General features: G+C 67.2%; 13 protein-coding genes and 2 pseudogenes. 9 read left to right on the top strand and 6 right to left on the bottom strand.

Features of this window, described 5'->3' with window-relative positions; genetic code table 11:
- Positions 1 to 253 precede the first annotated feature (253 nt).
- Both OG787_RS07780 and OG787_RS07775 read left to right on the top strand, forming a co-directional pair.
- Positions 254 to 1,885, top strand: a complete 1,632-nt coding sequence (locus OG787_RS07780) for a UvrD-helicase domain-containing protein (RefSeq protein WP_405540447.1) — start codon at positions 254 to 256, stop codon at positions 1,883 to 1,885.
- A gap of 310 nt (positions 1,886 to 2,195) precedes the next feature.
- Positions 2,196 to 2,591 carry a ribonuclease domain-containing protein gene (locus OG787_RS07775; protein ID WP_369031373.1) on the top strand — a complete coding sequence of 132 codons (396 nt, stop codon included), beginning with the start codon at positions 2,196 to 2,198 and terminating at the stop codon, positions 2,589 to 2,591.
- A 669-nt stretch (positions 2,592 to 3,260) separates the two neighbouring features.
- Here the strand turns inward: OG787_RS07775 and OG787_RS07770 are convergent.
- Positions 3,261 to 3,410 (bottom strand): hypothetical protein, encoded by a 150-nt coding sequence (locus tag OG787_RS07770; RefSeq protein ID WP_369031372.1) that lies wholly within the window; start codon positions 3,408 to 3,410, stop codon positions 3,261 to 3,263.
- A gap of 524 nt (positions 3,411 to 3,934) precedes the next feature.
- Here OG787_RS07770 and OG787_RS07765 point away from each other — a divergent pair.
- The 4 genes and pseudogenes from OG787_RS07765 (at position 3,935) to OG787_RS07750 (ending at position 12,569) form a co-directional block, all read left to right on the top strand.
- Complete coding sequence (locus OG787_RS07765) at positions 3,935 to 4,567, top strand: tyrosine-type recombinase/integrase (protein WP_405534653.1); 633 nt, start codon at positions 3,935 to 3,937, stop codon at positions 4,565 to 4,567.
- Positions 4,568 to 5,030: 463 nt separating this feature from the next.
- Positions 5,031 to 5,153, top strand: a pseudogene (locus OG787_RS07760) (IS110 family transposase); the annotation flags it as partial.
- Between the two features lie 688 nt (positions 5,154 to 5,841).
- Positions 5,842 to 12,036 (top strand): DNRLRE domain-containing protein, encoded by a 6,195-nt coding sequence (locus OG787_RS07755; RefSeq protein ID WP_405534652.1) that lies wholly within the window; start codon positions 5,842 to 5,844, stop codon positions 12,034 to 12,036.
- Positions 12,033 to 12,569 carry a hypothetical protein gene (locus OG787_RS07750; RefSeq protein ID WP_369031384.1) on the top strand — a complete coding sequence of 179 codons (537 nt, stop codon included), beginning with the start codon at positions 12,033 to 12,035 and terminating at the stop codon, positions 12,567 to 12,569. Before OG787_RS07755 ends, OG787_RS07750 begins: the two co-directional genes overlap by 4 nt.
- Positions 12,570 to 12,766: 197 nt before the next feature.
- Here OG787_RS07750 and OG787_RS07745 read toward each other — a convergent pair.
- A protein-coding gene (locus tag OG787_RS07745) for an IS5 family transposase (RefSeq protein ID WP_405534651.1) occupies positions 12,767 to 13,584 on the bottom strand; the annotation gives its coding sequence in 2 pieces (ribosomal slippage) (positions 12,767 to 13,242 and positions 13,242 to 13,584; 819 coding nt in all).
- Positions 13,585 to 14,006: 422 nt separating this feature from the next.
- On the opposite strand from OG787_RS07745, the gene OG787_RS07740 reads away from it, so the two are divergent.
- Positions 14,007 to 14,924 carry an NADP-dependent oxidoreductase gene (locus OG787_RS07740; RefSeq protein WP_405534650.1) on the top strand — a complete coding sequence of 306 codons (918 nt, stop codon included), beginning with the start codon at positions 14,007 to 14,009 and terminating at the stop codon, positions 14,922 to 14,924.
- 810 nt (positions 14,925 to 15,734) lie between these two features.
- Here OG787_RS07740 and OG787_RS07735 read toward each other — a convergent pair.
- The 3 genes and pseudogenes from OG787_RS07735 to OG787_RS07725 form a co-directional block, all read right to left on the bottom strand.
- Positions 15,735 to 16,003 (bottom strand): annotated as a pseudogene (locus OG787_RS07735) (ribonuclease domain-containing protein); the annotation flags it as partial.
- Positions 16,004 to 16,255: 252 nt separating this feature from the next.
- Positions 16,256 to 17,632, bottom strand: a complete 1,377-nt coding sequence (locus OG787_RS07730) for an IS1380 family transposase (RefSeq protein ID WP_405534056.1) — start codon at positions 17,630 to 17,632, stop codon at positions 16,256 to 16,258.
- A 147-nt stretch (positions 17,633 to 17,779) separates the two neighbouring features.
- A complete protein-coding gene (locus tag OG787_RS07725) occupies positions 17,780 to 17,980 on the bottom strand; it encodes a hypothetical protein (RefSeq protein ID WP_405540445.1) in 201 nt (66 codons plus the stop codon).
- Between the two features lie 178 nt (positions 17,981 to 18,158).
- Between OG787_RS07725 and OG787_RS07720 the strand changes: the two genes are divergently transcribed.
- Positions 18,159 to 19,526 carry a histidine kinase gene (locus OG787_RS07720; RefSeq protein WP_369031367.1) on the top strand — a complete coding sequence of 456 codons (1,368 nt, stop codon included), beginning with the start codon at positions 18,159 to 18,161 and terminating at the stop codon, positions 19,524 to 19,526.
- 46 nt (positions 19,527 to 19,572) lie between these two features.
- On the opposite strand, the gene OG787_RS07715 is transcribed toward OG787_RS07720, so the two are convergent.
- Positions 19,573 to 20,607 (bottom strand): aldo/keto reductase, encoded by a 1,035-nt coding sequence (locus OG787_RS07715; protein ID WP_405534649.1) that lies wholly within the window; start codon positions 20,605 to 20,607, stop codon positions 19,573 to 19,575.
- 96 nt (positions 20,608 to 20,703) lie between these two features.
- Here OG787_RS07715 and OG787_RS07710 point away from each other — a divergent pair, with 96 nt between their 5' ends.
- Positions 20,704 to 21,384 (top strand): response regulator, encoded by a 681-nt coding sequence (locus OG787_RS07710; RefSeq protein ID WP_405534648.1) that lies wholly within the window; start codon positions 20,704 to 20,706, stop codon positions 21,382 to 21,384.
- Positions 21,385 to 21,419: the final 35 nt, after the last annotated feature.

Raw genomic sequence — 21,419 nt, 5'->3', positions numbered from 1 at the left:
GCCAGCGAGCCGCAGGTTCAGCCCGCTGCATCCAGCGTTCCCACTGGGGTATCGACGCAGGACCCGACCGAGATGATGGCCGAGGTGGCGCAGGCGCCCGTGGCACCGCCCGCCCATCCGCGCGTCGAGGCCGCGCCGGGCAGCCCGGTGCAGGATCCTGCTGCCAGTCAGTCGGCCCGCCCAGCCGTCGTCGCCTCCGAGGCGGGAACAGAAACTGCTGTGGTGTCGATGGAGGGGCAGACCGTAGCGCCGGCTGCGCAGCCTTCAGCACCTGCGGCTCAGCCCACGCCGTCGGCCGAGCACGTCTCGCAGCACGGGGCGTCTCCAGACGCGGGCGACGACCACCCTGGTACGCGCCCTGCAGCACCTCCTGACCCACCACCGCGCAGATCTGGAGGCACACGGCCGGCGGATCGCCTGCATCACCTACACCAACGTCGCCAAGAAAAAGATCGTCGAACGCATCGCCGCAGACCCGCTCGTCGACGTCGACACCATCCACGAATTCCTGTGGAGTGTCATCCAGCCGTACCAGCTTGAGCTCTGGCAGCAGATCCTCGACTACAACAAGGACCTGTCCAAACCGGAAGACCTTGATGATGTCACCGATCCTCCCGTCATCGAGTATTCCGACCGCGGGCGCAGGCTGCACGAGGGGCGCATCTCCCACGACGACGTCATCGCGCTGTCGCTCCGTCTCGTCTCGGCCCACCCCAAGCTCATACGCATCATCACCAGCAAGTACCCGGTCATCTTTGTCAACGAGTGCCAGGACACTTCGCCCAAGACGATCCAGCTGCTGCTGGACCACCTGGCGGGCGCCGGCCGCGAGAAATGCGTGGTCGGTCTCTTCGGCGACTCCATGCAGAAGATCTACGAGTCGGGCGTCGGAGCGGTAAAACGGCCCGGCCTTCTCACCGAGATCACCAAGCACGAGAACTACCGGTGCTCGCCTCCGGTCGTCGAGGTGCTCAACCGGATGCGTCCCGAGCTCACCCAGGACGCCGTCGGCAAGCAGCGGACCGGAGAGGTCCACTTGTTCCTCAACAGCAGCATCCCGGCCGGCCCTGAGCGACTCACCGCCGCCGAAGCAGTACTCGCCCGGAACAGCTGGACACGGGAGAACAGCAAATACCTGCTGCTCACCCACCGAGGGATAGCGGGCACCCTGGAGTACGCCAACCTCCCGGAGCAGTACCGAAAGCTGGGCCGCTACGGGCCCGACGACCTCATGGCACGCAACGAGCCGTACATCCAGTACCTCACCCGCGTCGAGGCCATCAGCACCGCGTTCCGCAACAGCGACTTCGCCGGGCTGACCGACCTACTGGACGAGGGACGGACACGCATCACCAGTCACGCCCACAAACGCGCCATCCGTGACGCAATCCGTGCACTCGACGCCGTACGCAGCACCGGCACCATCGGTGAGGTGCTCGATCTGATGGCCGACGGCCATCTCCTCGCCCTGCCGGGAAAACTCAAGGACCTGGAACGCCGGAGATCCGCAACGGACCTGGACGAGCGCGACCAGCGGCGAGCGGACTTCTCGAACAACCTCCGCAGCGTGTCCTACCGAGAAGTCATCAGCGTCACCCACTTCATCGACGAACTCACCCCGTTCTCAACTCAGCACGGTGTCAAGGGCGACGGATTCGAGAACGTCGTAGTGGTGGTCGAAGGCCGTGCCTGGAACAGGTACAGCATCGGCAAGATGCTCGCCGGCACTGACAAGCCCGACCGCACCGAACGGTCACGCAACCTGTTCTACGTCTGCTGCTCGCGAGCCCAGCGCGGCCTGGCCGTGGTGTTCATCGACGATCTCCCGGACGGAACAGAGCCCACACTCCACGCCTGGTTCGCTTCAGGCACCATCCACCCGTGAAATACATTCCAAGCCAGACCAGTTACGCATCTTGGACTCTGGGACGTGCAGCGCAGACCCGCTGCCAGTGGGCGGATTCTCCCTTGTGTCGCAGGTGAGCAGCCGCATGCCAGCTCCAGGTGTGCGCACCGTCGCTGCGCTGGAGAGCAAGCAGCTCCGCCCGTGCGTCACCGGGCGGTACCACGGTGTGCGGGGACCGCGTGGGGGCGCCGGGTGCCAGGTTAACTTCCGGAAAACTCATCGGACTTGACGGGAAATTCTTCGGGGTTGTCATTGACATGCCACTGTCTACGCGCGTCATCATGTGGGCATGAGATTCCCCCCACGAATCACTCGCATCGGCGCCGCAGCCGCCGTTCTGTCCGCTCTCCTGGTGGGTGGCACCGTCACCGTCGGCACGGCCGGTGCCGCCACCACGGCAGTGGGCAGCATCTGCTACGACGATCTGCCGTCGCAGGCCTACACGACGCTCAACCTGATCGCGCAGGGCGGCCCCTACCCGTACTCGCAGGACGGCAGCGTCTTCCAGAACCGCGAGGGCGTCCTCCCCAGCCAGAGCACTGGCTACTATCACGAGTACACGGTCAAGACCCCTGGCTCCTCCACGCGCGGTGCCCGTCGCATCGTCACGGGTGAGGAGTACCAGGAGGACTACTACACCTCCGACCACTACGCCTCGTTCGACCTGATCGACTACGGCTGCTGAGTCCCCCACGACTCGATCCGAGGAACGGTGCAATCCGCTGGAGACCCGGCCCTGTATTCAGCCGGCTCCCCAGCTGTCACCCGTAATTGGCATGCATCACTGAACAGGCGCATGTGGCCCCGGCCGATGAAGCAGACCCGTCGCTCGACGGCAGACTCCCGGCAGCGCAGTACGGCGAGCCTGTACGGCAACAGCGCGCGGTGGGCATTGGCCAGGTCCCTAGCCGCAGAGCTCCTTGCCCCGCGTACCCCCCACTGATATTGGGCGCGGGGCAAGGCAGTTCGGCTGCGAGCAGCGGCAGTTGCGACGGCACTCGCCGCCAACTCGGCCTCGGTGTTCGGCACTCATCGCCGGTAGCACCTCACAGGCCCGCCATCTGAGCCTGCCCCTCGGGGTGGGCGCCCTTGGGCGCGCCGCCTTATCCGCGGCGACAGCACTCCGTACCCCGTCTCAACTCGCCCTGCCCCTATGCCCTCCAGAGTGTTCGGATGAGGTACTTGGGCGTCCGCAACGACGCGCTGGGCATCCCCTGACGGAAACGTCTGCCAGAAGCGCCGCTGGGGCCCAGCGGTCGAGGGGGAGGCCCGGAAGCGCAAGCGGGGGTTCCTGGCGCAACCGTGGCCGCACGGACAAGTGCTGGCCGGCGTCTGTGCCGACGCGCCGATCTTGCTACTGCGGGGCTTTGTCGGAGTGCCCTTCCGTCAGGTGATCGATGAGTTCGCCGGGTGCGACATCGAGCGCCGTGGCGATGTCCACGAGAGTCAACGCGCCGGGATTGCGCTTCCCGTGTTCGATGTAGATGAGACCTCGAAAGCTCACCCGCTGCGTTCTGCTAGCTCTTCCAGGGTGTAGCCCCGTTCCTCTCTGAGGCGGCGGAGTTGCATTCTGAGGGACAGGAGTCGCGGGTCTGGCGACGGTTCACGATCTGGCACACAGTGACACCATCCGCATGCCACACCGGACGCCATGAACAGTTGTGCATAATCGCGCTTGGGGAGGGAAATGCTGATGCCGTAACAGTCCCGCCGGCCGGGACGATCCGGAATCCGCAGGCATCGGAGTCACTTCGTTGCCGCTGTGACCGAATCGGCCTGGCCAAGTGGCGTATTCCGGCGAGAGGCATGATGAGATCAGCGCTGCCGTTTGACCGTTGGCATAAGTCCTACCCGAAACCGCACCGTGGCGACGTTGCCTGCAAATGCGGAACCAGGAATCGCCTTCTCTATCCTTCATCCGATCATGGATGAGGGCTGCGATGGCAAGCGCGTTACGTCGATCACGCCGGGCAGGAGCGACGCGTTTCGTTCGAGGAGCAGAATGAAGCGCATGCCCACCTGGGTGAGGTGTCGCTGCACAGTGTCAAAGAGCGCCGGGGAAACCGCACTTGCACGGCCTGCGATGGTTCCTTCTACGCGACGCAGCTGATCAAGAGGAAGAAGGAGAGAAGCAAACGACACAACACGGTGATCGCCTACGAGGGGCATCTTCGTAACCACATTCTGCCGTTCATCGGCAGCCGACCGGCAGCGTCTCTGCGACGCTGTGACTCCACAGCGTTCGTCGACCACCTCATGAGCACTCCGAGCCTTCGGTCACCGCGCTCGGTGGTTCAGGTGTTCACGACATGGCGCCTCCTCATGCACTACGTGCTGGACGAAGATGTCCCGCTCCCCGCCAATATCGTGTCCCGCGTCGAACTACCCGAGATCGACAGGCATATCGAGGTCGCCCTCAGACCCGAGCAGGTTGCCGCTGCGGCAGCGGCCATGCGGCAGGTGGAGCCGCGTTTCGAGATCGCAGTCTGGCTGGGCGCCTGTGCCGGGCTGCGCCGTGGTGAAGTTCTCGGACTGAAGTGGGATCACGTCGACTGGTCACAGAATTTCCTGTGCATCAAAGAACAACAGCAGCACGGACAGGCCGCACCGCTCAAGACGAAGGCGAGCTCTGCGACACTGGAAGCCGCGGCCCTGTGGTGATGAACATTCACGACGGGCCTGTACGGGCGGATCACTTCCATCGCAAATGGCATCAGGCCCTCGACAGGGCAGGGCTTCCGGCGAGAACCCGCTTCCAGTACCTGAAGCGCTTCTATACTTCCATGCTGGGAACGTCGGGACTCCACGACCCCAAGACGGTTCAAGTCCTATCCCGTCATGCCAGGTTTTCCGATACCTGGGACACCTATGCACAACCTCCGTCGGTCATCTCCCTGCCTCCTGCGATGGCTAAGGGTTGTCCTACCTTCTTGACGTGGGCCTGCTCTGGCCGTTCGTAGGATCGGAGGGCCCGGGGGGCTTCGGGTATGGGTGTAAAGATTGAGCCGCTAGATGGCTTACGGGACTTGGCCGCCCGAAGCCCCACGACGACCCGACCGCCAATTGGGATACGCGACTTGATCGCTGCTGTAGGACAACGCAGGCGAGGTCGTCTGCGGGTTCCATGTGCGACGAGCTGGCTCAAGGGAACGTGCCCGATATCTGGGCCGGTGTGGACATCGGCAAGACACATCACTACGCCGTGGCGATCAACGCGGAGGGCAAAAGGCTGCTGTCCCGCCGGATCCGAAGGCGCCGGATCCTGCGCCCCTGCCAGTGCGTTGGCCATGACGAGCGGCGGAATGGCGCCGCCACCGCATTCCGATCTCGGTGCCCGCCCCCGTGATCGGCACTCGGGCCGGCCGGTCGAGGCGCCTCCGGACATTCGCGAAGCGGCCCGGCTTGCGTGCGGACCTGGTGCAGGCGCCCGGGTCCGACTGGCGTACCCCCGAACTGCGATGCCGTTCAGTCGGTGGGGAGGACGTAGACGCGGGCGAATCGGGTGCCGATGACCGTCTCGTCGGGGTGTCCGGCGATGGCTCAGTCGCCTTCGCGTGGCGGTCATCTGCAGCCTCGGAAGCGGCAGTTGAGGCCAAATGTGACCTTATGTGACGATTCAATAATAAATAGCAGGAATTTCCATCAAGAATTACTCAAAGATTGCTGAACGGTGAGCCGCTTTATGTATCTATTAAATGCTTAGAAAGTACATAAAACGCCCAGTGCTCGATGGCGATCCAGTCCTCCGGGTTGCCGGGCGGTCGTGTTTCTTGATCTCGCTTTTACCGGAACATCAGATTCCGCATGGGGGTCTCTGCGGGTGGCTGCGAAGATCCGCTCACTATTTCTCCGCACATGACTTACGGGGGCCAGCCATGCGTCACCGACCCATGCTCAGAACCAGGCACAGACGGATCCGACAGGTTGCGACAGCAGTGGTGCTGCTTCTCGGTATCGACGCGGCCCTCGTCGCGGAGAACAGTGGGCTTGCGTTCGCCCTGCCCGCCGAGACGACCGCCAGCGGCGCTTCTTCCTCCTCCGACCAGAGCTACGGCCCGGCCGAGGCACAGGATGAGACGTCGGCGTTGCTGATGGCCCGGTTGCAGAACCGGAGGATCGAGATCCTGTCGGAGCGGACGACGGACTCGACGACGTATGCGCTGGCGGACGGAAGCATGCAGACCGAGGCCTACGCAGGCCCGGTGCGGGTGAAGCAGGACGGGGCCTGGCACGACATCGACACCAGTCTCACCGACGCCGGGGACGACTTGGAGCCGAAGGCTGCTGCGGCCGATATCGCGGTGTCCGACGGCGGTGACACCGACCTCGCCTCGGTGACCAAGAGCGGGAGGTCCTTCGGCCTAGGCTGGGAGGACAAGCTGCCCACGCCGACCGTGCGCGACGCGACCGCCTCCTACGCCCTGGGCGACGGCCAGACCCTCACGGCGACCGCGCTAGTGCAGGGTTTCTCCGAGAACATCACCCTCGCCCAGCAGCCGGCCGTTCAGTCCCTGACGTACCGGATCCCCCTGGACCTGAAGGGCCTGGCCCTTTCCCAGGCCGATTCCGGGCACCTCCTGCTGAAGGACTCCGACGGCAAGATGGTGGCCGAGGCGCCCGCGCCGATGATGTGGGACGCGTCCAAGAACCCCGCCTCCGGCGAGTCCGCACACGAGGAGCAGGTCGCCACCAAGGTCGAGACAGCTGCCGACGGCGCACAGACCCTCGTCCTCACCCCCGACCAGGCTTTCCTGGCCACCGCGACCTATCCGGTGACGGTCGACCCGACCACCACCCTCGCGGTGACCACGGACACCTGGATCCAGACTCCTGACTACCCGGACTCCCAGGTCTCCTCGCAGGAGCTGAAGTCGGGTACCTACGACGGCGGAGCGGACCTGGCGCGTTCGTACCTGAAGTTCGACGTGTCGAAGTTCGTGGGCAAGCACATCACCGACACCAACTTCGCCCTGTACAGCTACTACTCGTCGACCTGCGCCACGGACGGTGCGGGCACCACGGTCCGCCGGATCACCTCCGACTGGTCGTCGACCTCGCTGACCTGGGGCACCCGGCCGTCGTCGTCCGGGACCGGTGCGGTGAACAACCTGGTGCCGCGCGGCTACTCCTCGGCCTGCCCGGCCGCCTGGTCCAACTGGGACATCGACACCATCGTCCAGGCATGGGCCGACGGCGCCACCAACTACGGCCTCATGGTCTACGGCACCAGCGAAACCGACTCCACCACCTGGCGCCGCTTCCGCTCCGCCAACTACACCACCACCGGATACGCCCCCAAGCTGACGGTCACCTACAACTCCTACCCCGCCAAGCCGAGTTCGGCCGCGGTGTCGCCGTCCGCCGTCAACACCTACAACGGCACGCGGTACGTGACCACGTACACCCCGACATTGTCCGCGAAGGTCTCCGACCCGGACGGCTCGACGGTCAAGGCCCAGTTCGAGATCACCAACGACCCGGCCTACACCGGCGAGACGTCGTACTCCTACACGGCGACTTCCTCCTCGGTCTCCTCGGGCTCCACCGCGACTCTGGCCATCCCGTCCGCGAGCCAGCTCGCTGCCGCGCATCTGCGGATGCGGGTGCGGGGCTACGACGGCACCGACTACGGCGCCTGGTCGTCCTACCTCTACTTCGTACCGAACGTCGCCAAGCCCGCCGCCCCTACCGTCTCCTGCGACGCGTACCCCTCCGGTGTCTGGACGGACAAGTCCAGCAGTGGCGCGACGTGCACGCTCGACACCTCCGCGAGTGACGGGCAGGGCTACGAGTGGGGCCTGGACAACTCGGCCGTCCCCAACAAGGTGGTCGACACGGCTGACGGAAACGGCGGAGACCCGCTGACCGTCCACATCACCCCGGCCAACGGCTGGCACACCTTCTCCGCGAAGACCATCGACTCCAGCGGCAATCTCTCCACCGCCACCACCTCCTACTCCTTCGGCGTGGGCAAGGCGAGCCTGAACTCGCCGACGACCGGTGACACCACCGATGACGACGTGACCTTGTCGGCGACGCAGTCCGGGGCGTTCACGGAGGTGACGTACCAGTTCGAGATCGGGTCCGCCGACCCCAACGGCTGGCAGCCGATCCCCCTGACCCACGTCACCAAGGCCGCCGACGGCACGGCGGTGCCGTCCTGGCCCCTGGCCTTCTCCGCCTCCGCCCAGCCCGTCGACCTGGACTGGGCCTCCACCAGCCAGCTGAACGACGACGGCCCGGTACAGGTGCGGGCACTGTTCACCGACGGCACGAACACCTACGCCACCAGCCCGGCCACCGTCACCATCGACCGCAAGGCCGACAACGCGCCGACTGCGGATCTCGGTCCAGGGGCTGTGAACCTGCTGACCGGTGACTACGGCCTGGACGCTACGGACGCCTCCGCGTTCGGGGCGTCGGTGACCCGCACGTTCTCCTCCCGCGACCCGCTGGGGGCATCCGGGCAGGACGGCCAGGTCGCGATCTTCGGCCCGAACTGGTTCTCCGGCATCACCGCCACCAAGGCCGACTGGGGATACATCAAACAGACATCGCCCAGCTCGGTTGCCGTGATGGACTCCAGCGGCGCCTCGACCGGCTTCACCCTCCTGAACGCCACCGCGGGCACCTGGACCCCACAGCCGGGCTCGGAGAGCCTGACCCTGACCGGCACCCTGTCCGGAGCCTCCTTCACTCTGAAGGACACCGACGGCACCACCGCCACCTTCACCAAGCCCAACGCCGGCTCGGTGACCTGGCAGCTCGCCACGTCCTACACGGTGACCAGCGGCTCGGCGACCACCACGACGGTGGTCTCGCACGCGGTCGCGGTGTCGGGCGGCAGCGAGTACCTGTCCGAGCCGCAGTACGTCATCGCCCCCACCAGCGCCGTCTCCGCGGCCACCTGCGCGGGCGACCCGTCCACACTGGGCTGCCGGGTCCTGGAGTTCGTCTACGCGCCCTCCACCACCGCGACCGCCTCGACCACCGGCAACTACGCGGGCCAGGTACAGCAGATCAACCTGTGGGCCACCGCCCCGGGAGCCTCGTCCTCCATCTCCACCCCGATCGCCGCGTACGACTACACCAGCAGCGGCCGGCTCGCCGACGCCTGGGACCCACGGCTGTCCACCCCTCTCAAGACCAGCTACACCTACGACAGCGCCGGCCGGGTCTCCACCCTGACCCCGCCCGGCCAACTGCCGTGGACCTTCACCTACGACCACGTCGGCAACAACGGCGACGCCGGGGACGGCATGCTGGTGTCCGCCTCCCGCCCAACCCTCCAGACCGGCACCACCGCCACCACCGACGGCGGGACGGCCACCACCAGCGTCGTCTACGACGTCCCGGTCTCCGGCACTACCGCCCCCTACGACCTGTCTTCCACCAAGACCTCCACCTGGGCGCAGAACGACAACCCCACCCTCGGCACCGCCGTCTTCCCGCCCACCTCCGTCCCGTCCAGCCACGACGGCACCACCCTCGGGTCCGGCGCCTACACCAAGGCCACCATCACCTACCTGGACGAGCGCGGCCTGGACGTGAACACCGCCAGCCCGGGCGGCCACCTCACCACCACCGAGTACGACACCCTGGGCAACACCACCCGCGAACTGACCGCCGCCAACCGCGAACTTGCCCTCGGCACCACGACCAGCACCGACCCCCTGGTGGCCGGCGCGATTGCCAACGCCGGCTCCCCCGCCGAAGCCGCCGGTCTGCTGTCGACCACTACGAACTACACGACAGCCGCCGACGGCTCCTCGCTCGTGTCCGATGTCTCCGGGCCCCTGCACACCATCACCCTCCGGCACAACCTCGCAGGCGGGGCCAGCACGGCGGACCTACCGGCGGGATCGGAGACACTCGCCCGCTCCCACACGTCCATTGCTTATGACGAAAACCGCCCCAGCAGCGCCGACGTCTCCGACCTGCTGACATCCGTCACCACCGGCGCCGCGGTCCCCCTCTACCCCTCCGACGGCGACAAGCAGACGACGGCCACGACCTACGACTGGACCACCGGCCTGCCCCTGACCACCGTCACCGACCCCTCCGGCCTGGCCATCACCACCACCTACAGCTACGACAGCGACGGCAACCAGACCAAGGAAGTCCAGCCGACCTCCTCCGGCACCGACGCCAAGACCACGCTGACCACCTACTACACCGGCACCGGCACCTGCGCCGGCCACCCCGAGTGGGCCGACCTGGTATGCACCCAGGCCCCCGCGAGCACGATCACGGGCGGCGGCAGCAACCCGGACCAACTCCCCACCCGGACCTACACATACGACAACTACGGCCAGGTCAAGACCCTGACGGAGACCGCGAACGGCACCACCCGCACCACCACCACGACCTACGACAGCGCCGAGAGGCCCCAGGCCGTCACGACCACCGGTGGCACGGGCACGACCACTCCCGCCACGACCTACACCTACGACACCACCACCGGCGCCCCATCCACGGTGACCTCGAACAGCCAGACCATCACGGCCGCCTACGACGAACTCGGCCGTCAGGCAACGTACAAGGATGGCACCGGCAACACCACCGCCACGTCCTACGACAGCTCCGACCGCGCGGTCAGCCGCACCGACTCGGCCCCCTCCACCACGACCTACACCTACGACGCCACCACAGGCCTGCCCGCCACGCTCACCGACTCCGTCGCGGGCACCTTCACCGCCACCGCCTACGACGCCGACGGCAACCTCACCGGCGAAACCCTCCCCGGCAGCTACACCCTCACCCAGACCTACGACACCACCGGCGCACAGACCACCCGCGCATACGCGGACCCCAACCAGACGCCAGTCCTGACCGACACCGCCGACTACAGCACCGGCGGCCAGCAGGCAGGCCACACCGAGAACAACGGCGCCGCCACCACCAGCAACTACACCTACGACGCCGCCAACCGCCTCACCCAGGCCAGCGACGACACCGGCTCCGCCTGCACCACACGCAGCTACGGCTTCGCCGGCAACACAAGCTACAACCGGACCTCACTGACCACCGCCGCGAGCACCACCGACTGTGCCGACACCACCACCGGCACGACCACCACCACGGCGGCCACTCACACCTACGACAGCGCCGACCGCATCACCGACACCGGCTACACCTACGATGCCTTCGGCCGCACCACCACACTCCCCGACGGCACTGCCCTCGCCTACTACACAGGTGACCTCGTCCGCCAGGAAACCACCAGCACCACCAAGCAGACCTGGACCCTCGACGCAGCCCATCGCCTGGCTGCCTGGACCACCCAGAACAGCACCGACGGCGGCACCACCTGGGCCACCACCGCAACCCGGGCCAGCCACTACGACGACGACTCCGACAGCCCGGCCTGGACCACCGAGGACACCTCCGGCACCATCACCCGCAACGTCACCGACCTCGCGACGGGCCTGGCGGCCACCACCTCGGCCACCGGCGGCACCACGCTGCAGTTCGCCAACCTCCATGGAGACATCGCCGTCCAACTCGCCCTGAGCACGACCACCGCCACAGCACTCAGCTACGACGAATTCGGAAACGCGACGGGATCGGCTCGCTATGGTTGGCTCGGCGAGGCGCAACGCAATTCAGATGCCCAGTCCGGAATCGTGCTCATGGGAGTTCGTCTCTACAATCCGGGCACCGGGCGATTCCTTTCCGTGGACTCTGTTGTGGGAGGCAGCGCGAACGCGTACGACTACACCGACCAGGACCCCGTGAACCAGGTGGACCTTGCTGGTACCCACACGGCCCACCGGACCTGCGGAATAATCACGTGCACCGTCTATATTTCACGCAAAGCCACGGAGCAGCTCTACACCTACTTCGCCCGGCATGGCTGGACCTTCGCGGCTGGATCCGGGATTCTAGGCGGTGTTGTCGGAGGTTTGTTGTGCCATGGCAACTACTGGTGCATGGGCGCAATCGAGGCTTGGTTCCTCCTCTGGGCGTCAGAGATCATCGATGTCACGGACGAGGCTCACATGGATCACAAATGTCTTGCCATCAAGACCACGTCACCGGCAGTCGGATATTTTTCCGGCCATAGATTTCTCGGGTACCTACCACTTTATCCTGAGGAAGTAGGGGGAAAGAATTGTCAAAAGAAGTGAGTGAACGTGACGCGCATCCGCTCGTGCTCACGGCGCGGATGCTGCTTGCCCAGACCGTTGTTTTCTACCTGGTGTTCCTGATACTGCTCTTCGCTGAAGGAATGCTCCATTTTGGGGCACGTGTGGCATTGCGGCATGCGTTCGAGCGAGCTGCGATAGCGGGCGTGGTGCTTGCCGTGGTAGTCACCCTCTCGCAGCTCAAGAAAGCGAAAACCGGGTCAGGCGTCACCGCGCGCTCAATGCTTGGCGTCGAGCGCTTCGATATACCTCTCGCGATGACCGGATCCGCTCCCTACGGTATCCAGGAGACACTTCAGTCGGTGCCAGGAGTCGGCAACGTCATAGTTCTGGGTGACCAGAGTTGGGGCGTAGTTCTGAAAGGTCCCGCTCGATGGCTCGCCAGAGTCCACGTCACTGTGACTGACGACCGGATGGCCGTAGTGGAGGCGGCACCGAGGCATCCTTTCTTCTTTCCCGCCGGAGCCGGAAGGCGAACGGTCGGCGCCTTGACCAAGAAGCTGGGGGAAGGGTGAGGCTCCGGGGCGTTTGAGGGGTGAGACAGGAAGGTTTTCGGCCCGGACGCCTTCGGCGGTGCGGCGGCACCATGCGTATGGTGCCGCCGGCCGATCCACGCCAGGTGGAGTTGCGGGTCGTGATCTCGATGCGTGCAGATGCCCCTTGGGACGCTGGTAAGAATGCTGTCACCGATCCTGCTGGCTTAGACCGTGTCCTACGTGGTGAGGCGGACAAGCCGTTTGTAGCAGCAGATGGCGGCGGCGAGGCCGAGAAAGGCGAGGTAGTTGCGGGGATTGCGTTCGTAGCGCGGGCTGAGTCGGCGGTAGCCGGACAGCCGCGACATGGCGCGTTCGATCACCCGGCGGCGGCGGCCCAATCGTTCGCTGGACTCGATTCCTTTGCGTGCGATCCGAACTCCGATGCGCTTGCCGCGTAACCATTTCCGCAGGTCGGCGCGGTCGTAGGCTTTGTCCGCGTGCAGGCGCTGGGGCTTGAAGTGGCGGCCGCGGTGGGGGTCGTGTCTCGTTTGGTGACCCTCGATCATGGGCTTCAGCCCTTCGCTGTCGTGGGTGTTGCCGGCCGAGACGCCGACGAGAAGGGGCAGTCCGTTCGCGTCCGACAAGATGTGCATCTTCGAACCCGGCTTTCCCCGGTCCACGGGGTTCGGACCTGTGTGGTCGCCCCCTTTTTAGCCCTGACGTGGGCGGTGTCGAGGACGACGCGGGTGACGTCGACGAGGCCGGCGTCGTCGAGCCGGTGCAGCACAGCCTCATGGAGGCGGCCCCAGACACCGGCTCTCGACCAGATGAGGAACCTACGGTGAGCCGTCGACTTCGATATGCCGAAACAGGGCGGCAGTTGGCGCCAGGCGCAGCCGCTGACCAGGACGTAGATGATCGCCGCGAACAGCGTCTCATCAGGGGTGTCCTGCGTTCCGCCGCCCTGCGGCCGCACTCTCGAGGGCGGGATCAGCGGCTTCGCGATCCCCCACAGTCCGTCCGGAACAATCCAACTCCACGTACCCCGCCCCATACCGAAACCAACGTCCGCCTCACCACGTAGGACACGGTCTCAGAAGGCACACCACCCCATCCAGGTCCACTGGAGAGGCACATCTGCGCGGGCTTGATTGTCGAGATCGCACAACCCTCACGCGGTCGTTCCGACCAAATACAAGGCTGACTGTCGGCGGCCATTGAGAATTCCCCACGTACGGCCACTTGTGCCGTCACTCTCCGTCGACGTCCCGCGTGCTCGGGTTGCACGGTGCAGATCAGGCCAGGGGTGCTTTCCCGGCGGGGCCGATGTCGGCGCGGGCGTCATCGCTGTCGGCGGCAGTCCTGGGAAGACAACCCCGTCCCTGAGCCGTTGTATGCGATGGCACGGTCGATGTGTGGCATCCGGCGCGTGGCCGTCCAAGGCTTGTCCGAGCGAGGGAAAGGGGTGGTCACGCGATGAAGGCGGTGCGGTTCCACGAGTACGGCGGGATCGATGTGCTGCGGGTGGAGGAGGTGGAGCAGCCGACGCCCGGCCCCGGACAGGTGCTGGTCGAGGTCCGCGCGGCCGGGATCCAGCCCGGCGAGGTGATGATCCGCAAGGGTGCGCGGCACGGACGCTGGCCGGCCACGTTCCCCTCCGGGCAGGGCAGTGATCTGGCCGGTGTCGTGGTGGAGGTCGGCCCGCAGGTGCGCGGCTTCGCGGTGGGCGATGAGGTCTTGGGCTTCACCCATGACAGGGCGAGCCATGCGGAGTTCGTCGTGGTCGACGACGTGGACGTGGTCTCGCGTCCGCAGGGGCTGTCCTGGGACGTGGCCGGGTCGTTGTACGTGGCCGGCACGACCGCGTACGCCTGCGTGTTCGCGGCGGATCCCGGGCCGGCGGACACGGTCGTGGTGTCCGGTGCGGCGGGCGGCGTCGGGTCTCTTGTCGTGCAGCTCGCGCGGCGGCGCGGCGCCACGGTGATCGGGCTGGCGAGCGAGGGGAACCATGCCTGGTTGAAGGAGCGCGGTGTCGTCCCGGTCGCATACGGGGAGGGCGTGGCCGAACGGATCCGGGAGGCTTCCGGCGGGAACGTCGACGCGTTCATCGACACGTTCGGCGACGGCTACGTGGACCTGGCGGTGGAGTTGGGTGTGCGGCCCGAGCGGATCAACACGATCCGCGATTGGCAGGCCGCGGCCAGGGTCGGGGCGCAAACCTACGGAGAAGGTGCGGCGGCGTGCGCGGTCGTGCTCGGCGAGCTGGCCCGGCTTGCCGCGCGCGGGGAGCTGGAGGTGCCGATCGCCCGCACCTACCCGCTGGAGCGGGTGCGAGACGCGTTCCGCGAACTGGAACGGGGGCACACCCACGGCAAGATCGTGCTCCGTCCGTAGCTCCGGCCGGCCGAGGCGACCGTCGAGCCGGTACCCCGGAACATCAACGCGGTGTCACCGTTGGCGGCCAGATGACTCCCCGTCAAGTGGCCGCCGGCGGGGAAACACAACTGGCCACTGACAGCTGACACGGATGCCTCCGCACGCTCGCTGCACATTTGGCCACCAGGTCGAACCGGGCAGACAGGAGCAGACCCGCCGAGTGGCACATAAGAGCAGGTCACAGCCCCATAACGCTTACTGGCTACGCCCCGCCAACATAAGACCTACGCATTGCGATGCGTAGAACGCGCATGCCCGATTTACCGGAGCCGCCTTCGGGATTCGAACCCGAGACCTACGCACCACGAGTGCACCGGCCCCAGACCACGAACACTCCACCGCAGACCTCCTCCTGCCTGACGGCAGTTGCAAACTGCGGGGTAGAGCGACAGCGTTCTCCCATCGACCCGAACCAGCCCGGAGGCGTCATCCACCCCTCCGCGCCAGGGACGTTTCGCCGCCTAGCACGGGAAGCCCCGAAAGACCGGGAAGGGCCTCCGCCGCAGATCAGAGGGATCCTTCCAAGGTAAAGCCGCAGGTAGCGGCAGACGAGTCGGGCTGTACGCCGGGTTCTGTTCGAGACGGCACCACTCCGGATGCCCCAGTCAGCAGTTCCCAGGATGAGACCCCCAGCCTCCAGGGCACTGCCGTTTCCTCAAGTAATCCGCAATCGAACTCGACCCCGAATCGACCCCCACCGCCCCAATCGGGTCTGGATCATGGCCATGACCTGCATAAATGCCCTTGCACTTCGACCAAGAACTACAACTCGTGGTAGTAACCGGTGGACTGCGAGGGCAGGACGCCCTCCCGGTTCTGGAAGACGCTGCCGTCCTGCGAGTACGGGTAGGGGCTGCCCTGCGCGATCAGGTTGAGCGTCGTGTAGGCCTGCGACGGCAGATCGTCGTAGCAGATGCTGCCCACTGCCGTGGTGGCGGCACCGGCCGTGCCGACGGTGACGGTGCCACCCACCAGGAGAGCGGACAGAACGGCGGCTGCGGCGCCGATGCGAGAGTGATTCGTGGGGGGAATCTCATGCCCTCACGACGACGCGCATAGACAGTGGCATGTCAATGACAACCCCGAAGAATTTCCCGTTAAGTCCGATGAGTTTTCCGGAAGTTAACCTCGATCTTTCTTGATGGGCCGTCGACGAAGTCGGCGGCCCATTTCGTTGTCGATGGCCGAGACCGGGCAGGCCGGGGGCCCGGGTGTCGTCTCGGGTGGACGCCGGTTTCCACTGTTCCGGGTGAGGGTGATGCTGCTCGTAGGGGTGGGAAAGCTGCTGGTCAGCCGGGGTTCGGCAAGAGTGCGAGCCGTTCGAGGGCGTCTGTGATCTCGCGGGTCCAGGGCCAGTGGCGGGCAAGGCGGAGGAGGCGGCGCCGGCCGGTGATGACGAGCTGGCCGGCCGCGGAGAACAGGCGGAACCGCAAGCGACGCGGTTCCCAAAGTCTCGCCTGGCCGGTCAGGGCGAGCATGGGCATCCAGGCCAGCAGATCGAGCGCCATCTGGACGGTCTCCAGCCAGACCTGATTCTGCGCGGTGTCGTGCAGGGGAAGGTTGCGGAGCCCGGTGGCCCGGGCGGCTCGGATCCGGTCCTCCGCGCGAGCCCGCAACCGGTGACGGAGCTCGAGTTCGGCGATCGGCCGGTCGGCGGTGTTGGTGGCGAAGCACGTGAGACGCATGCCGTCCGCATCCGTGATCCGCAACTGGGCTCCGGGGTGGGGACGTTCCTTGCGGACGAGCAACCGAATGCCCTGCGGCCAGCCGTCGAGCAGGTCTCCGGTGAGTTCGGCGACCCAGGCCCCGTCACGAACCTCGCCGTCCGGCTCGACCGCGGGCGTCCAGGCCGATGCGGGGATCTGAAGAACGTGCTGGTGGATGGCCTCGGTGATCACCATGCCGACCGAGTAGGACAGCCAACGCCCGCGCTGGGCGAGCCAGGCCACGAACTCATGGGTGCCGCCCGCAGAATCACAGCGGATCAGCGTCCGCCGTCCTTGCCGGTACTTTTTGGGCAGTTGAGCGAGGGCCAGGCGGGCGGCTGCGATGTGGTCGACGGCCGTGTTCGAGCCCGCGTTCCCGGGTCTCAGCAGGGCGGCGACGGGTTCACCGGTCCCTCCCGGACCGTGGTCGACGAACCCCATGAGCGGGTGATGACCGTAGGACTTCTTCCAGGTCGGGGCCGCGTCCTGCTTGTCCGAGTGCGCGACGACCAGGACCCCGTCCAGGTCCACGGTCACCTGTCCGCCGGTGTCCGGAGCCCGGTTGCCGGCCAACTCCCAGACGCGTCGGCGGACTTCGGAACGTGCGGCGCGGATGGCGGTCAGCGCCTTCTCGCCCGAGGCGGCAAGGGTGTCGATCAGCCGGGAGACCGTAGGGTCGGAGGCGACCGGCCCGAACACGGCAGGCTCGGACCGCAGCAGGGTGATATCGGCGAGGCAGTCCCCGCCCAGCGCGACCGCCAGTGCGAGGTCCACGAGTATCTTGCCGGGGTCGTGGACGGCCCGCGGCTTCCGCCACAAGGTCAGGGCTGCGGATAAGGCCTGGTCAAGACCGGTCTTGCGGACAGTTTCGATCAGCAGGACCGAACCGGCCTGCGAGACCACGGCCCGGCCGTCCTCCCGGATACGGACACGGGGGTAGGACCCGATAGGCTTCTTCACCTGGAAAGTGCCTTTGGTTTCAGCGGGAACAAGGACCTAGACAATCCTCATTCTTGCTGGTCAGAGGCACTTTCTGCTTGCCTGACCGCCTATCGGACAGCCCGCTTCATGAAAGCGCGAGGTTAACTTCGGGATCGGCCACCCCGGTCACCCCCGCTTCCGGCTCTCGGCGGCCGCGAACAGTGCGAACGACAGCACGAGCAGTGCCGCGCTCGCGTAGACCTCGTAGCCGTCGAGAAAACCGATCTTCTGTACGAGGCCCCAGTGCACGTCGGTGAATTCGTGCAGCAGACCCGCGGCGCCCTGCACCAGGGCGAGGAAACCGACGATCTCCAGTAGCTGCTTCATGCCGGGATCCTCGCCCCGGGCACCGCCCTCTTCCATCGGCCGTAGGGCGAGGTCTGCTGTCCCGAAGTCGTCGGTCGCTCCCGGAGGCACCGTCGAAAGTCTGCGGCGGCGCGACTTTGGTCGACCATCGCTACTCGGCAGGGGTGACACGGGCCAGAAGTGCGTAGATTTGTCGACTGTGAGTGGTGACAGGCCGACATCCGTTCCCGAGGCCCCTACGGCGTTCCCGGGGCGGCGGTGGCTCTTCCCGTCGGCCGTGCTCGACGGACTGGACCCCGCCCCCGACCCCGGTTCAGTCCCTGGCCCCGGCTCCGAACACGAGCGGGCCGGACGGTTCGGACGGCTTGGCCGCCTTGGCATGTCCGCACGGCCCCGGCGCACCGCACGCGACTGGGTCGTCGACTTCACCTGCTTCCTGCTGGCCGTCGTCATCGGAGTGCTGGGCGCGGACGCCCTGGCCGACGACCCGAACACCCCCCACGCCCTCGCTCTCGTCGACCAGTGGCTCGGCGCCCTCGCCTGCGCCGCCGTCTGGCTGCGGCGCCGCTGGCCGCTCGGCCTCGCCGTCGCGATGCTCGCGGTCAGCCTCGTGTCGAGCACGGCGGGCGGCGCCGGCCTCGTCGCCCTCTTCTCCCTCGCCGTGCACCGGCCCTTCCGGTACGTCGGCCTGGTCGCCGCCGCCTCCGTCGCCGTGATCCCGTTCTTCTACTGGCTGCGCCCCGACCCGGACCTGCCGTACGTCGTCTCGGTGATCCTCAGTGTGCTGCTGACCGCGACCGCGGTCGGCTGGGGCATGTTCGTACGGTCCAAGCGGCAGCTCATGCTCAGCCTGCGGGACCGGCTGCGACGGGCCGAGACGGAGGCGGCGCTGCGGGCCGAACAGGCGCAGCGGCTCGCCCGCGAGGCCATCGCGCGCGAGATGCACGACGTACTCGCCCATCGGCTCACCCTGCTGAGCGTCCACGCCGGCGCCCTGGAGTTCCGGCCCGACGCACCCCGCGAGGAGGTCGCGCGGGCGGCCGGGGTCATCCGGGAGAGCGCCCACGAGGCACTCCAGGACCTGCGGGAGATCATCGGGGTCCTGCGGGCCGGCGACGCGGAGGAGGCGGGGCGCCCACAGCCGACCCTGGCCGCGCTCGACACCCTGGTGACCGAATCCCGCGAGGCCGGCATGAAGATCGTGCTGGACAGCCGTGTGACGGCACCGGCGGCCGTTCCCGCCTCCATCGGCCGCACCGCCTACCGGATCGTCCAGGAGGGCCTCACGAACGCCCGCAAGCACGCCCCGGGCGCCGAGGTCACGGTGTCCCTCGCGGGCGCCCCGGGCGACGGCCTGACCGTCTCCGTACGCAATCCCGCGCCCCCGGGAGACATCCCGCACGTCCCCGGCTCCGGGCAGGGCCTCATCGGCCTGACCGAGCGCGCGGCGCTGGCGGGCGGACAGCTGGAGCACGGCACGGAGGCGGACGGGGGAGAGGGCGGACACGGGCACACGCGCGTGGGGTTCGCCGTACGAGCCTGGCTGCCCTGGGGCGGACCTCTGTGAAGCGGAACCCCTTCAGTGCGGGACCTCTTTAAAGAAGAGGGCGCTTTCAGCCGCGCGCCGTACGCGGTACCACCCGATGCCCCGCCTCCCCGTACACCCAGCCCGAGGTCTCCTCGATGAACTCGGTCGGGAAACCCGGCTGGAATCCGGTCGTCTCGTCCAGTTTGACCACCAGGTCCTCGGGGAGCGTCAGTTCGGCCGCGCCGAGGTTGTCCATGAGCTGCTCGACCCGGCGCGCGCCCACGATCGGGTGCACGGCGGGGGAGTGCGCCATGGTCCACGCGATGGCCACCTGCGCCGGGGACGCGCCGAGTTCGTCCGCCGCCGACTGCACGGCCCGCGCCACCGTGTGCTCGTGCTCGCCGATCGCGTCCGCGGACAGCCGTACCGACTCGTCGGGGGCGATGCCCCGCGCGCGGGTGTACTTGCCGGACAGAATGCCATTGTGCAGCGGACTCCAGGCCGCCACCGACATCCCGAACGCCTCGGCCATCGGCAGCAGTTCACGCTCGATGTCCCGGTTCAGCAGGCTGTACGGCACCTGGAGCGCGGCGAACTGGGACCAACCCCGCCACTCCGCCAGGGTGTTGGCCCGGGCCACGACCCAGGCCGGGGCGTCCGAGATGCCGACGTACAGCACCTTCCCCGAGCGCACGGCGTCGTCGAGGGCACGCATGGTCTCCTCGACGGGCGTGGCGCGGTCCCAGATGTGCACCCAGTAGACGTCGACGTAGTCCGTGCCGAGCCGGCGCAGGCTCGTCTCCAGGGACAGCGTGAGGTTCTTGCGGTGGTTGCCCGCGGCGTTGGGATCGGCGCCGTCGCGCGAGATCGTGTACTTCGTGGACAGCACGAGCCGGTCGCGCCGCCCCCTGAGGAGTTCGCCCAGGATCGTCTCGCTGGCACCGCCGCGGTAGTTGATCGCAGTGTCGACGACATTGCCGCCGGCGGCCTCGTACGCGTCGAGGATGCGTGCGCACTCCTCCCTGGGTGCGCCCACCCCGCCCTGCTCACCGAAGGTCATGGCTCCCAGGAAGAGTTCGGAGACGCGCAGGCCGGTCCGGCCCAGCAGTCGGTAACGCACGAAAGGCCCCTCACTCGACGGATGTTCAGGCGGGCAATGTAGCCGTGCTCCGTCCGTGTCCGACCCGGCGCCGCACAACCGTGATTTCGTAGGGCCATGACCGTGATCAGACTGCTCCTCGTCGACGACGACCCCCTGGTGCGGGCAGGCCTGTCCTTGATGATGGGCGGCGCCGACGACATCGAGATCGTCGGCGAGGCCGCGGACGGCTGCGAGGTCGAGGCGCTCGTCGGCCGCACCGGCCCGGCCGTCGTGCTCATGGACATCCGGATGCCGACGGTGGACGGTCTCGCCGCCACCGAACGCCTCCGCGCCCTCAAGGACGCCCCGCAGGTCGTGGTCCTGACCACCTTCCACGCCGACGACCAGGTACTGCGCGCCCTGCGTGCGGGCGCAGCCGGCTTCGTCCTCAAGGACACCCCGCCCGCCGAGATCCTCGCCGCGGTACGCCGTGTCGCGGCCGGGGACCCCGTCCTGTCGCCCGCCGTGACCCGCCAGCTGATGGCCCACGCGGCGGGCGGCACGGCCGACACCCGGCGGGCCGGCGCCCGGGAACGGATCGGCGCCCTGAACGACCGGGAACGCGAGGTCGCGGTCGCCGTGGGCCAGGGCCGCTCGAACGCCGAGATCGCCGCCGCCCTGTTCATGAGCGTCGCCACAGTCAAGACGCACGTCTCCCGCATCCTCGCCAAGCTCGACCTCAACAACCGAGTACAGATCGCCCTGTTGACGTACGACGCCGGACTCCTGGAAGAAAACGGGCACGACGGGCACTAGCCAGTGGCGGCGCACGTTCTCATGGCAACGGGGAC

Source organism: Streptomyces sp. NBC_00075 (genome assembly GCF_045041225.1).
Taxonomy (GTDB): Bacteria; Actinomycetota; Actinomycetes; order Streptomycetales; family Streptomycetaceae; genus Streptomyces; species Streptomyces adonidis.
This window is presented reverse-complemented; position numbering and strand designations above follow the sequence as displayed.

Coding starts and splice junctions, on each gene's coding strand:
- OG787_RS07775 (WP_369031373.1), top strand. CDS start 2,196: ATGAGATTCCCCCCACGAATCACTCGCATCGGCGCCGCAGCCGCCGTT.
- OG787_RS07740 (WP_405534650.1), top strand. CDS start 14,007: ATGAAGGCGGTGCGGTTCCACGAGTACGGCGGGATCGATGTGCTGCGG.
- OG787_RS07725 (WP_405540445.1), bottom strand. CDS start 17,980: ATGAAGCAGCTACTGGAGATCGTCGGTTTCCTCGCCCTGGTGCAGGGC.
- OG787_RS07710 (WP_405534648.1), top strand. CDS start 20,704: ATGACCGTGATCAGACTGCTCCTCGTCGACGACGACCCCCTGGTGCGG.